This window comes from Jatrophihabitans sp. sgz311053, from assembly GCF_056135305.1.
On record NZ_JBWAXP010000002.1, the window covers coordinates 696889 to 709785 of the forward strand.

The 12897-nt window shown below is 68.9% G+C and carries 11 protein-coding genes; 10 read left to right on the plus strand and 1 reads right to left on the minus strand.

Annotated features, from left to right (window positions below; genetic code table 11):
* The first annotated feature begins 50 nt into the window (after positions 1-50).
* The 10 genes from AC0NZQ_RS12185 to typA all read left to right on the plus strand — a co-directional run bounded on the left by AC0NZQ_RS12185 (position 51) and on the right by typA (position 11709).
* Complete coding sequence (locus AC0NZQ_RS12185; protein WP_474530108.1) at positions 51-1232, plus strand: PucR family transcriptional regulator; 1182 nt, start codon at positions 51-53, stop codon at positions 1230-1232.
* Between the two features lie 141 nt (positions 1233-1373).
* Positions 1374-2381, plus strand: coding sequence for a TerC family protein (locus tag AC0NZQ_RS12190; RefSeq protein WP_474530110.1), 1008 nt, complete (start codon positions 1374-1376; stop codon positions 2379-2381).
* A gap of 46 nt (positions 2382-2427) precedes the next feature.
* The gene (locus tag AC0NZQ_RS12195; protein WP_474530111.1) at positions 2428-2883 is read left to right on the plus strand and encodes a tellurite resistance TerB family protein; all 456 of its coding nucleotides are present in this window, start codon (positions 2428-2430) and stop codon (positions 2881-2883) included.
* A gap of 36 nt (positions 2884-2919) precedes the next feature.
* Positions 2920-3495 (plus strand): TerD family protein, encoded by a 576-nt coding sequence (locus AC0NZQ_RS12200; RefSeq protein WP_474530112.1) that lies wholly within the window; start codon positions 2920-2922, stop codon positions 3493-3495.
* A gap of 235 nt (positions 3496-3730) precedes the next feature.
* Positions 3731-4876: a Nickel transporter NicT gene (gene nicT / locus AC0NZQ_RS12205; RefSeq protein ID WP_474531382.1), complete on the plus strand. Its 1146-nt coding sequence runs from the start codon at positions 3731-3733 to the stop codon at positions 4874-4876.
* Positions 4873-5550, plus strand: a complete 678-nt coding sequence (locus tag AC0NZQ_RS12210) for a VOC family protein (RefSeq protein WP_474530113.1) — start codon at positions 4873-4875, stop codon at positions 5548-5550. Before nicT ends, AC0NZQ_RS12210 begins: the two co-directional genes overlap by 4 nt.
* Positions 5551-5731: 181 nt before the next feature.
* On the plus strand, positions 5732-6652 hold the full coding sequence (locus tag AC0NZQ_RS12215; protein WP_474530114.1) for an alpha/beta fold hydrolase: 921 nt from the start codon (positions 5732-5734) through the stop codon (positions 6650-6652).
* Between the two features lie 240 nt (positions 6653-6892).
* Positions 6893-8050, plus strand: coding sequence for a hypothetical protein (locus AC0NZQ_RS12220; RefSeq protein ID WP_474530115.1), 1158 nt, complete (start codon positions 6893-6895; stop codon positions 8048-8050).
* Positions 8051-8434: 384 nt separating this feature from the next.
* Complete coding sequence (locus AC0NZQ_RS12225) at positions 8435-9781, plus strand: DEAD/DEAH box helicase (protein ID WP_474531383.1); 1347 nt, start codon at positions 8435-8437, stop codon at positions 9779-9781.
* A 56-nt stretch (positions 9782-9837) separates the two neighbouring features.
* Positions 9838-11709: a translational GTPase TypA gene (gene typA, locus AC0NZQ_RS12230; protein WP_474530116.1), complete on the plus strand. Its 1872-nt coding sequence runs from the start codon at positions 9838-9840 to the stop codon at positions 11707-11709.
* Positions 11710-11775: 66 nt separating this feature from the next.
* On the opposite strand, the gene AC0NZQ_RS12235 is transcribed toward typA, so the two are convergent.
* Positions 11776-12693 carry a hypothetical protein gene (locus AC0NZQ_RS12235; protein WP_474530117.1) on the minus strand — a complete coding sequence of 306 codons (918 nt, stop codon included), beginning with the start codon at positions 12691-12693 and terminating at the stop codon, positions 11776-11778.
* Positions 12694-12897 lie beyond the last annotated feature (204 nt).

Genomic DNA, 12897 nt, shown 5'->3' on the forward strand with positions numbered 1-12897 from the left:
GCCGGCGCGCGATAGCGACGCCGCGAGGTGCAAACCGACATGATGGGTCGGTGAGCGATGCCGTCCCCGCCGAGCTGCTCGCCGACGTCGCCGCGGCGGGGGCCAGGGACGCCGGCGGGGTGGCCGTCGAGCTGCTCGGGGACTTCCTGCCCGCGCTGGCCGCCGCCGTCGTCGCCGGCGAGCCGATCGGACCGATGCGGGTGCGCGCCTACCGCGCGCAGGGCGACCGCGCCGCGCGCGAGGGCGTGGCACTGCGTGCGCTGCTGGACCTCTATCTCTCCGCCGCGTGGCGGCTGTGGCGGCACCTGCCGCCGGTGGTCGCCGCGGCCGCCGATCCCGACGCCGTGGTCGTCGCCGGCGAGGTGATGCTGCATGCGGCCGACGATGTCGTCGCCGCGCTGACCGAGGGCTACCAGCTGGCCCGCCGGGCCCTCGTCCGCGCGCAGGAGGCCGCCCGGCGCGAGTTCATCGACGACCTGCTGCTCGGCACGACCGACGTCGTCAGCCTGCTGCATCGCGCCGACGGCTTCGGCCTGGACCTCTCCGGTCCGCACGCCGTGGCCACCGTCGCCGCCGAGCGCACCTTCGACGACGGCATCCCGCTCATCGGGTCGCTGGAGCGCGCGATCCAGGGAATCAAGGGCGACGCGCAGGCGCTGCTGGCCAGCAAGGACGGCCGCCTCGTGGTCGTCTTCGCCGCCCCCGACCACGCCGCGGTGGAGCACGTCACCGGGCGGCTGGGGGAGACCTTGGACGCGAATCGGGACGGGCGCATGTCGGTCGGGGTGTGGCGGATCGGTCTCGGCCGCAGCGGCACCGGCGCCGACGCCGTGGTGGCCTCCTACCGGGACTCGCTCGACGCGCTCGACCTGGCTGCGCGGCTGGAGCTGCCCGAGCGCGTGGTGGCGGCTCGGGACCTGCTCGTCTACCAAGTCCTGTTGCGCGACCGCCGCGCGCTGGCCGAGCTCGTCGAGACGACGCTGTCGGGGTTGCGCCGAGCTCGCGGCGGAGCACAGCCGCTCGTCGAGACGCTCGCGGCGTACTTCGCGGCGGCCGGCAACGCGGCGGCCTGCGCCCGGCAGCTCCACCTCTCCGTACGAGCCGTCACCTATCGGCTGGACCGGGTGCGCGAGCTCACCGGCCGCGACGCCGACGACGCCGGTGACCGCTTCACGCTGCACGTGGCTGTCCAGGCGGCACGGCTGCTGAACTGGCCCACAGTTATCTCCTGAGTCCGCCACAGTCATTGCCGTGATCCGGCAACGAGTAAGCGGGGAAAACTCCTTCTGTCGACCCCGCATGAGCCCTTTCAGGCAAGCAGACTGGCAGTACAGCAACCGCACAAGTACTCACCCGATCGAAGGAGTCCGTCGATGGACGTCCCCCTCTGGGCCTGGCTGGCATTCGCGGCGATCGTCGTCGTCGCACTGGCCATCGACCTGCTCGCCCACCGCGGCGCGCACATCATCGGCTTCAAGGAAGCCGCCTGGTGGAGCGCGGTCTGGGTGGGTCTGGCCATCCTCTTCGGCGTCGCCGTCTTCATAGGCCTCGGCTCGAACGCCGGCGTCGAGTACACGACGGCGTGGCTACTGGAGAAGAGCCTGTCGGTCGACAATCTCTTCGTCTTCGCGCTGATCTTCGGCTACTTCAAGGTCCCCCGCGAGTACCAGCACCGCGTGCTCTTCTACGGCGTCATCGGCGCGCTCGTCTTCCGCGGCATCTTCCTCGCCGCCGGCGTCGCCGTCGTCAGCAAGTTCACCGCGATCCTCTTCGTCTTCGCGGCGGTGCTGCTCTACAGCGCCTACAAGCTGATGAAGGACGAGGACGACAGCTACGACCCGGGCTCCAGCTTCGCGATCAAGCTGATGCGCAAGTTCATCCCGGTGCGCGAGGAGTACGCCGGCACGAAGTTCTTCGTGAAGGAAGCCGGCAAGCGCGTCGCCACCCCGCTGCTCGCGGTCGTCGTGGCGATCGAGGCTGCCGACCTGATCTTCGCCGTCGACAGTGTCCCGGCCGTGCTGGCCGTCAGCGACGACGCCTTCATCGTCTACTCCTCCAACGCCTTCGCGATCCTGGGTCTGCGGGCGCTGTACTTCCTGCTCTCGGGCCTGCTCGACAAGTTCCACTACCTCGGCAAGGGCCTCGCGATCGTGCTGGGCTTCATCGGCGTCAAGCTCATCCTGCAGGCGAGCCACAAGGTGATCGACACGTCCATCCCGGAGATCCCCTCCTGGGTGAGCCTCATCGTAATCGTCACCGTCCTGGCCGGCTCGATGATCCTGTCGGTGAAGAACCCGCCGCCGCCGGAGGAGTCGGATGCCGAGGGTGGCCCGCAGGTCGACTCCGCGCAGCCGGGCTCGATCGAGACCCGCAAGGCCTGACACCCGCTCTCCGCACACCCGCCCACCACTTCGGAAAGGACATCCGATGCCGTTCTTCGACCAGCTCAAGAGCCGTACGCAGGCGCTGAGCGAGCAGCTGACCACCAAGAAGGACCAGTTCAAAAGCCGGGAGTTCGCCGACGCCAGCATGGCGATCTGCGCTCTCGTCGCCGCGGCCGACGGCACGGTGGACGCCACCGAGCGTCAGAAGACGGCGTCGCTGATCGCCAGCAACGACACCCTGTCGGTCTTCGCACCGGACGACCTGCGAACCAAGTTCGACGGTTACTGCGACAAGCTCGCCCGCGACTTCGACTTCGGCAAGGTCGAGGCGATCGGAGCCATCGCGAAGCTGAAGTCCAAGCCCGATCAGGCCCGCGCCGTCATCTCCATCGGGCTGATCATCGGTGGCGCCGACGGCACCTTCGACGCCGACGAGCGCAAGGTCGTCAAGGAAGCCTGCTTCGCGGTCGGCATCGCGCCGGCCGAGTTCGATCTCTGACCCACCCCAACCCCCGAAAGCGAAAGGAAGATCATCATGGGCGTCAGCCTCAGCAAGGGCGGCAATGTCTCTCTCACCAAGGAGGCGCCGGGCATGACCAACGTGCTCGTCGGCCTCGGGTGGGACGCCCGCACCACGACCGGTGACGACTTCGACTTGGACGCCTCGGCGATCCTGCTCGACGCCAACGGCAAGGTCGTCAGCGACAAGCACTTCGTCTTCTTCAACAACCTCGCCTCGCCCGAGGGCTCGGTGCAGCACACCGGCGACAACCTCACCGGCGAGGGGGACGGCGACGACGAGGCCATTAAGGTCAACCTCCCCGCCGTCCCGGCCGAGGTGGACAAGATCGTCTTCCCGGTCACCATCTACGAGGGCGAGGCGCGGCGGCAGGGCTTCGGCCAGGTGCGCAACGCCTTCATCCGCATCGTGGACGAGGCCAACAACGGCGAGGTGGCCCGCTACGACCTCACCGAGGACGCCTCGAACGAGACGGCGATGATCTTCGGTGAGCTGTACCGCAACAACAGCGAGTGGAAGTTCCGCGCCGTCGGCCAGGGCTACTCGTCCGGCCTGGTGGGCATCGCCCGCGACTTCGGTGTGAACGTCTGACCCGTCCGCGAGGACATACGCCGCGGCCCGCGTCGACATCGTCGTCGACGCGGGCCGCGGTGGTGTCTGCGGCGGCTCGCTGAAGGCGTCCCGGCCCGCATGCCGCCTGCATGCTGCCCGGCGAGTATTGCAAACATCTCGCAGTAAGCGACAGGGGCGGGCGGGCTCTGCTGCGAACACTTTGCAACTGCACAGTCCGACCTCTAGCGTCGGAGGGGTGACACCCCGCGACACGATGCTGTCCCGCTTCCGCACCTCGCTGACCGTCGCGGACAAGCGCTCGCTGCTGGGCATGGCGGCGGTCGTCGTGTCGCTGCACGTCATCGGCTTCGGGGTGCTCTTCGGGCTCGTCGTCCCGCGGCACTTCCAACTCGGCGGCGATCACCCGGTGTTCTCCGTCGGTGTCGGACTACTTGCCTACACGCTGGGGCTGCGGCACGCCTTCGACGCAGACCACATCGCCGCCATCGACAACACCACCCGCAAGCTGATGGCCGACAACGTCGAGCGCGAGGCGATGGGTCGGCCGGTGCGCAAGCCGCTGTCGGTCGGCTTCTGGTTCTCTCTCGGCCATTCGACGGTGGTGTTCGGGCTCGCCTTCCTGCTCGCCCTGGGCGTCAAGTCACTCATCCCCTCGGTTGAAAACGGGGGGTCCGGTCTGCGGACGGTCACCGGCGTGATCGGCGCCTCGGTCTCCGGCACCTTCCTCTGGATCCTCGGCGTGCTGAACCTGGTCGTGCTGATCGGCATCGTGAAGGTCTTCCGGCGCATGCGCACCGGCGACTACAGCGAGCTGGAACTCGAGGAGCACCTCAACAAGCGCGGTTTCATGAACCGCCTGCTCGGCGGGCTTACCAAATCGGTGCGCAAGCCGTGGCACATCTACCCGATCGGCGTGCTCTTCGGCCTCGGTTTCGACACCGCCACCGAGGTGGGGTTGTTGATCATCGCCGGAGGCGTGGCTGCCGTGACCGGGATGCCCTTCTACGCGATCCTCGTGCTGCCGGTGCTCTTCGCCGCCGGGATGAGCCTGCTCGACGCGATCGACGGCGTCTTCATGAACGCGGCCTACGGCTGGGCCTTCATGAAGCCGGTGCGCAAGGTCTTCTACAACATCACCATCACGGCGCTGTCGGTGCTGGTGGCGCTGGTCATCGGCACCATCGAGCTCATCGGCGTCCTCGCAGACCGGACCGGCATCGAGTCCGGGCCGCTGCGAGTGATTGCCGACATTCCGCTGGACTACGCCGGGTACGCGATCGTCGGTCTCTTCGTGGTGGCGTGGGCGGTCGCGCTGCTGGTCTGGAAGTACGGCCGTATCGAGGAGAAGTGGTCGGTCGACCTCGCCCCGGCCGAGGCCGCCCCGGAACTGGCCAAGTGACTCCGCTGAGCCGCCCGGCCGCCTCGACCGCCGTCGCGGACCTCGGATGGCGGCTTGTCCTGGGGCGCTTCCAGGCGGCCGTCGCGGTGGAGTCGCTTGCCGAGGCGGTCGACGTCGCCGCTATCGCCGTCGCAGCCTGCGGCACGAACGCCGAGGATTGCCTCAGCGTCGACCTGCGGCAAGACCGGGTGGAGCTGGCCCTGGGCGTTCCCGGCCGACTCACCGGGCGTGACGTCGAGACGGCGACGGCAATCCGTGACGCCCTCGCGCCGGAGGGCCACGATCTGACCCCGATGGTCGGCGCGGCGGGCAGGAGCGTGCAACTGCTCGAGATCGCCATCGACGCCATGGACATCGCCGCGATCCGGCCGTTCTGGCGCGCCGTCCTCGGTTACGGCGACGAGCCGGGCAACGACGAGGACGACGCGGCCGTGACGGACCCGCTCGGCCAGGGCCCCGCCGTCTGGTTCCAGCAGATGGACGAGCCCCGCCCGCAGCGAAACCGCATCCACCTCGACATTGCCGTCCCGCACGACGAGGCGCCGGGGCGACTCGACGCCGCGCTGGCCGCCGGGGGAGTGCTCGTCAGCGACGACCGGGCCCGCTCGTTCTGGATCCTCGCCGACGTCGAGGGCAACGAGATCTGCATCTGCACCTGGCAGGACCGCGACTAGGAGCGAGCGGAGGGCGAGCTTGCTCGCGCTCCCGAGTGACGACGTCGCGGTTGAGGGCGCAGCCCGATCGCAGTGGGCCGACCGAGCCTGCTCGACCTTTCTCGATGGTCGGTCGTCTGCCAGAGTGAGCCGCGCGGAGGTCGAGGCTGTCAAGCTCCGCAGCCACCGAGAGGACGTTGCCGTGGTTGAGCCCTACGCCCCCTTCGACATCGACGACTGTCCGGAACGCTTCGGGCTTCGTGCGCAGACGGTTCACAACCGCTTCGGTCGGCAATTCCTGGTGACGGACGCGCCAGATGGGTCTGACTCTGTCTCCTTGTATCTGCACGGTGTCGGGGGGGCCTGGTCTGCATGGACGCCCGTCCTGCAAGCCGCCACGGCTCTGGGTCTTGATCTTGGACCCAAGTGTCTGGTTGATCTCCCGGGTTTCGGGCGGTCGGAGAACGTGACCGGACAATTGCGCGCCGAGGACGTCGCCGCGAGTCTTTTCGAGCTGGCCATCGAACGGGACTGGAAGCGCATCTCGCTGATCGGACACTCGATGGGTGGGTTCCTGGGCCTGGATGCGGCAAGTCGTAAGCCTGAGCGGCTTGCCGGACTGACGGTGTTCGCAGGGACCTACCTGTCGGTCCTGCGGACCGTACAGGCGCCCCTTCGAGTCTGGCGGGAGGCGCCGGCGACGGCCATTGCTTATCAGGCGATGAATGCGCTCGCCCGTACCGGACCTGCCTCCGGCGCATTGATGCATCTGCTGGAGCGGTCGGGACTGCTTGCAAGGGCCCTGTCGCGGGGCGCCGCGCACGCAGATCAACTTCCCAGTCGCTTTCTCGCCGGCCTGGTCTCCGGCTTGCGCCCCCGCTCGTTCGTGCTTGCCGCGAAAAATGGTGTCGGTTATGACGCTATTGCGAGGTGGGGGCGTATTTGCGTTCCCGTATCTGCCGTCTTCGGTGACTCGGACACGCTGGTACCGGCCGCGGACAGATTGCGCGTGGAAAGAAGCCTGTCTAACATGACGACCTCAGTCCTGGCGGATTGTGGCCACTTCGCGTTGATCGAACGACCATTTGAGGTCGCGCACATCATCTTCGATTCGTTGTCATAAGCACGTCGGAGGCGTCGAAGCGGCATTTTTCGGTCGGGGGGGCGACATGTACTCAGTGTGCGCGACCACGCAGTTGCCTAACGTGCGATTCTCGGCGGTCGTCGCCTCGTGACCGGGGCGAATCGCGCCGGCACCCTTCGACGCCTCGTTCGGGTGCGACGCTGGCGAGACGGTTGGCGACGGGACCAAGATCGTCACCGTCGCATCCTGGCGCGTCGCTCATGGTCACTGTGGGTCTCGATGGCGGCGGCCCTCGCTCCGCTGGTTCTCGTTCTGGTCAGTGCTGCGTCGACGGGGTCTCTCTACGCGGACAACTGCACGACGGGGGATGCCCTCCGACTCTTCAAGAACGCGGGCGGGGGCGAAGGCCCGAAACGTGCTGCCACCTGCCGGGAGGTCACGCTCTTCTTCGATCTGCCGAGCCTCCTGCTCGGCGTCGCCATCACCGTCTCCCTCGTCATCCACGTCGTCTACGTCCGATATCTGCGTCGCCTCCCGAGGTCCTTGGCAAACGCCGATCTCTACTCTTTCCCGGCCCCGCTGTCCGACAAGGCGAAGGTCGATCTCCGAGCTACGCTGATCCGCTCACTGCCGTGGTATTTCAGGCGGACCTTCGTAGCGGTGGTGGTGGTGGGGCTGGGCGTCGCCTTCTACTACCTGGTCGACGTGAGATTCCAGTGGCTCTTCAAGTCGATAGCACAGACCCAGCACCTGCCTGACGACCGTCACTCCGTCGATGTACTCGCCGGAACGTGGTGGGCGGACGCTCGGCACCATCCGGTCAGCGCTGTCGGCTGGTGTCTGGTGGGAATGGTGGGAGCCTTTCACGCGATCATCGATCAAGCGACGAGTGTGCGGCTCGTGCAGGAGATGAGGTCGGCGCGAGTGCGGCCGAGCCTCGACCTGACGGGGCTGAAGGTGTTGGAGCGCAGCGACCACGGAATGCGTCCGCTCACGATCCTCGAGGCTTTCAAATACGCCGGAATGGTGGTCTTCACCAGCGTATTCGTCGCCATCGTCTATCTCTGTCGAGACACATCGGCCACTGGAATGTGGAACTGGATCCTCGCGCTCATCATCTTCCTCTCGCTGCTGTCATCGAGCTATTCCATTCGCTCCGTGCGACGGGTTCGCTACCACCTGCGCGACAGTCTTCTGCAGGCGCGCATCGCGAGCGCGAAGGATGCCAGAAGGCTCGCCTGGTCCCGGCGAGCCGACAGCTACGAAGCTCGTGTCCTCTCCGATCTGCGATTCCGGAGCGATGTCGCGGCTGCGCGCTGGCTGCACGGCACCGAGGACAAGAACGTCGCCAGCAAGGTGGGCGCCGCGTTCCTCGCGCTGGTCACGGTCTACGGGGGCCTCGTCGCGGTGTTCCCGCCGCTGCTGCCGTTCTTGTAGCGGGACCGACTCCACCCAGTAGGTAGCCACGGCGGGGACCTGGTCATCGGAGCGGCGATTCGCCGCTAGACTGGACGCACAGCTTGCGGGCACCCATGCCTGCGCAACCCAAGCTCCACCATCGACGCCCGGCCCACTCGTGCCGCGCAGCGTCGGGCTCGTCAGGCTTTCAGGTCGGGACGTGCCACCGATCTTGAAGGATTTGTCTTGTCCAGCCCCGAAACCCGTGGCGCTGCCGCGCGCCGTTCCCCCGCCGACCGTTCGCAGGGTGGTCGTCCCCGTCGCCCCCAGCAGAACCGTCCCCAGCAGAGCCGTCCGCAGCGCAACCGCCGGCCGCAGCAGCCGGCCGCCCGCCCCGCCCCGTCGGGTTGGGACGCGCTCGACATCCGCGTCGCCGCCACCGAGAACCTGCCCTCCTTCGCCGAGCTCGGTCTGCCGGCGCCGGTCGTGAAGGCGCTGCAGCGCGCCGGTATCGCCGCGCCCTTCCCCATCCAGGCCGCCACCATCCCCGACGCCCTCGCCGGGCGTGACGTCCTCGGCCGGGCCGCCACCGGTTCGGGCAAGACGCTCGGCTTCGGCCTGCCGCTGCTCGCCCGCCTCGCCGAGGGCTACACCGCCCCGCGCCGGCCGCGGGGCCTGGTGCTCGTGCCCACGCGCGAGCTCGCCATGCAGGTGACCGACGCGCTGGCCCCGCTGGGCTCGTCGCTCGGTGTCTCGGTGCGACTCGTCGCCGGTGGCCTGCCGATCAACAAGCAGGTGGCCTCGCTGGAGCGTGGCGTCGACCTGCTCGTCGCCACCCCCGGCCGCCTCGAGGACCTCATCGCCCGTCGCGCGTGCGATCTCGCCGATGTCGAGATCTGCGTGCTGGACGAGGCCGACCACATGGCCGACCTCGGCTTCCTGCCCGTCGTCCGCCGCCTGCTCGACCAGACCGCGCCGGGCGGCCAGCGGCTGCTCTTCTCCGCGACGCTGGACGGTGATGTCGGCCTGCTCGTCGACCGCTACCTCACCGACCCCGCCGCCCACGCGGTGCGCCCGGCCGAGACGCAGGTCGACACCATGACCCACCACGTCTTCCGCACCACGAACGAGGCGAAGTTCGACGTGGCCGCAGCGGTCCTGGGTCGTGAGGGCCGCACCATCGCCTTCGTCCGCACCAAGCACGGCGCCGACCGCATGGTCCGCAACCTGGGCCGCATCGGTGTCAACGCCGGCGTGCTGCACGGTGGCCGCACCCAGGGGCAGCGCACGAAGGCGCTCGACGCCTTCAAGGACGGCTCGGTGCCGGTGCTGATCGCCACCGACGTCGCGGCCCGCGGCATCCACGTCGACGACGTCTCGCTCGTCCTGCACGTCGACGCGCCGGCCGACCCCAAGGACTACCTGCACCGCTCGGGCCGCACGGCACGAGCGGGGGAGTCCGGCACTGTGGTGCTGCTCGCCACACCGGAGACCTCGCGGGACACCCGCAAGATGCTGCAGGCCGCCGGCATCCGCCCCGAGGAGCGGGACGTCACGGCCACCGACGCCTACGTCGTGGAGGTCACCGGGGCGCGTCAGCCGAGTGGCGTCGCCATCCCGCGAGCACCGAAGCAGCCGCAGGGCCCGGCGAAGGGATCGTCGCGTCCGGCAGGCAAGCGGGCGCCCCGCAAGCCGAATCGCTCCGACCAGCCCAAGCCCGCGCAGAGCCGCGGCGAGCGTCGCCCGCGCCGCGAGCGCCGAGCTCACTGAGCCCATAGCGCCCACTGACACCTCACGCCGACACAGCACACGGGAGAATCGCCGACATGGCCCAGCGTCAGGATCTTCGAAACGTCGCGATCGTCGCGCACGTCGACCACGGCAAGACCACCCTCGTCGACGCAATGCTCTGGCAGCAGGGTGCCTTCACCGCGCACCAGGCCGAGAGCGGCGACGTCAACGAGCGGGTGATGGACAGCAACGACCTCGAGCGCGAGAAGGGCATCACCATCCTCGCGAAGAACACCGCGGTCGACTTCACCTCGCCGAAGGGCGAGAAGGTGACGATCAACATCATCGACACCCCCGGCCACGCCGACTTCGGTGGCGAGGTCGAGCGCGGGCTGTCCATGGTGGACGGCGTGGTGCTGCTGGTGGACGCCTCGGAGGGTCCGTTGCCGCAGACCCGCTTCGTGCTGCGCAAGGCGCTCGAGGCGCGGCTGCCCGTCATCCTGGTGATCAACAAGGTGGACCGTCCCGACGCCCGCATCGGCGAGGTCGTGGACGACACCTACGAGCTCTTCCTGGACCTCGACGCCGACGAGGACCAGATCGACTTCCCGATCGTCTACGCCTCCGGCAAGGCCGGCCGCGCGTCGCTGAACCGCCCCGGCAACGGCGAGATGCCCGACAACGAGAACCTGCTGCCGTTCTTCGAGGCGCTCTTGGAGCACATTCCGGCACCGACCTTCGACGAGGAGGCGCCGCTGCAGGCCCACGTCACCAACCTCGACGCCTCGCCGTACCTCGGTCGGCTCGCGTTGTGCCGCGTGCACAACGGGACGATCAAGAAGGGCCAGCAGGTCGCGTGGTGCCGCGCCGACGGCAGCGTCGAGCGGGTCAAGATCACCGAGCTGCTGCTGACGCACGCCCTCGAGCGCCGTCCGGCCGAATCGGCCGGCCCCGGTGACATCATCGCCATCGCCGGCATCCCGGAGATCACCATCGGCGAGACGCTGGCCGACGTGGACGACCCGCGCCCGCTGCCGGTGATCACCATCGACGAGCCGTCCATCTCGATGACCATCGGCATCAACACCTCGCCGCTGGCCGGTCAGTCGGGCAAGAAGCTCACGGCGCGGCAGGTGAAGGACCGCCTGGACGCCGAGCTGGTCGGCAACGTCTCGATCCGGGTGCTGCCCACCGAGCGTCCCGACACCTGGGAGGTCCAGGGTCGCGGTGAGCTGGCGCTGGCCATCCTCGTCGAGATCATGCGGCGTGAGGGCTTCGAGATCACCGTCGGCAAGCCGCAGGTCGTGACGCGCACCATCGACGGCAAGATCCACGAGCCCGTCGAGCGGCTCACCATCGACATCCCTTCCGACTACCAGGGTGTGGTCATCCAGCTGCTGGCGCTGCGCAAGGGCCGGCTCGAGCAGATGGTCGACCACGGCACCGGCTGGATTCGGATGGAGTACCTGGTGCCGGCGCGGGGTCTCATCGGCTTCCGCACCGAGTTCCTCACCGAGACTCGCGGCACCGGACTGCTGCACCACATCCACGACAGCTACGAGCCGTGGGCCGGTGACATCCGCACCCGGCCGTCCGGCTCGCTGGTCTGCGACCGGCGCGGCACCACGACCGGCTTCGCGCTGGCCAACCTGCAGGAGCGCGGCACGATGTTCGTCGGTCCCGGTACCGACGCCTACGAGGGCATGATCGTCGGCGAGAACTCCCGCGCCGACGACATGGACGTCAACCCGACGAAGGAGAAGAAGCTCACCAACATGCGCACCTCCACCGGTGACGTGCTGGTGCCGCTGATCCCGCACCGGGTGCTGTCCCTGGAGCAGGCGCTGGAATTCTGCCGCGACGACGAGTGCGTCGAGGTCACGCCCGCCACCGTCCGCATCCGCAAGGTGGCGCTGAGCCAGCAGGACCGCGCCAAGCTGCGCTCGCAGTCCAAGTCCCGCTCCTGATCCCGGTTTGCACCTCGCGGCGCGCCTAACGTTGCTCCTGATCCCGGTTTGCACCTCGCGGCGCGCCTAACGCCGCTCATGCGGTCCCGATAGCGGCACTGCGGGGTGCAAACAGGGGACGGCACGCCAGCGTCGCAGTCGCGATCCGGGTGCTGCACCCCGTCCGAACGCAGTGCGCAGTCGTGCCGCCGTGCTGTCGAATCGGCGCAGGTCGCGCACGCCCCACCGGACGACCACGAGCCCGGCCTCCTCGAGCCGCTGCTGCCGCCGTCGCTCGGCGATGATGTCGGCCTCGTCGCGGTACTTGAGATCGCCGTCGGCCTCTCCTGCGACCCCAAAGCCGTCCCAGTAGAAGTCCGGCCGGCCGAGGAAGGCCCCGGTGCCTCGGTCGTACAGCGTCGTCTGCAGTTCTGGCGCAGGCAGCCGGAGCGCCGTCATGCGCAATCTGCTGAGCGTCTCCAACGCGGACTCGCTGCGGGCGTCCATCGACACCAGGGCCAGTCGCGCTGCGCGGCGTCCTGGCCAGCGGGAGCACTGCTCGAAGCAGTCCCGTAGCTCCGCGACGGTCACGAGGCCGTTGTGCAACGCGGCGTCGCCCGCAACCGCCGCAGCCTCGGTCCCACATTCTCGCGCAACGTCCATCACCGTGCGCGCCGGTGAGGTGATGAGGTCGTCGCCGACGAGGACGACGTCGTCGGGCGTCAGGGTGGCTCGATGCAGGTGGGCACCGACCACCCGCCGCAGCGCAGTTCCGGCGGGAACGGTGAGGCATGGCCGTTCCGGCACCCACAGCGTCGGAAGGTCTTGCCGCACGGCCGCCGCGACGTGGCTCACCACCGATCTCGGGGACGACACCGCCGCGGCACGGGCGTCGCGCAGCAGTTCGTCGCGGCGTCGCTGCCACGGCGGGGGGTGGGCTGAGTCCGAGGGCGCGGCCACGGTGAAGACGTCGCGGCGCAGCCGGACGATGTCCCCGCGATTCACCGCGTGGCGTACACCGGATGGCGTCCACCCGCCGACGGCGAGCCGGCGTCCAGAAGCCGGGACGGGTGGGGCGTCGACGCGCGGCGGATGACGGGAGGGGCGGCGGTGTGAGGGAGTGCTCATGTCCCGACGCTGACGGAGTGGGTGCGGGTGCTGCGGGCGTGCGTCCACAGTTCGGGGTGTCATCCCCGGGCACGGCGACCA

Excerpts from the sequence above, each read along its gene's own strand:
- AC0NZQ_RS12190 (WP_474530110.1), top strand. The coding sequence starts at position 1,374 with ATGGACGTCCCCCTCTGGGCCTGGCTGGCATTCGCGGCGATCGTCGTC.
- nicT (WP_474531382.1), top strand. The coding sequence starts at position 3,731 with ATGCTGTCCCGCTTCCGCACCTCGCTGACCGTCGCGGACAAGCGCTCG.
- typA (WP_474530116.1), top strand. The coding sequence starts at position 9,838 with ATGGCCCAGCGTCAGGATCTTCGAAACGTCGCGATCGTCGCGCACGTC.
- AC0NZQ_RS12195 (WP_474530111.1), top strand. The coding sequence starts at position 2,428 with ATGCCGTTCTTCGACCAGCTCAAGAGCCGTACGCAGGCGCTGAGCGAG.
- AC0NZQ_RS12220 (WP_474530115.1), top strand. The coding sequence starts at position 6,893 with ATGGCGGCGGCCCTCGCTCCGCTGGTTCTCGTTCTGGTCAGTGCTGCG.
- AC0NZQ_RS12200 (WP_474530112.1), top strand. The coding sequence starts at position 2,920 with ATGGGCGTCAGCCTCAGCAAGGGCGGCAATGTCTCTCTCACCAAGGAG.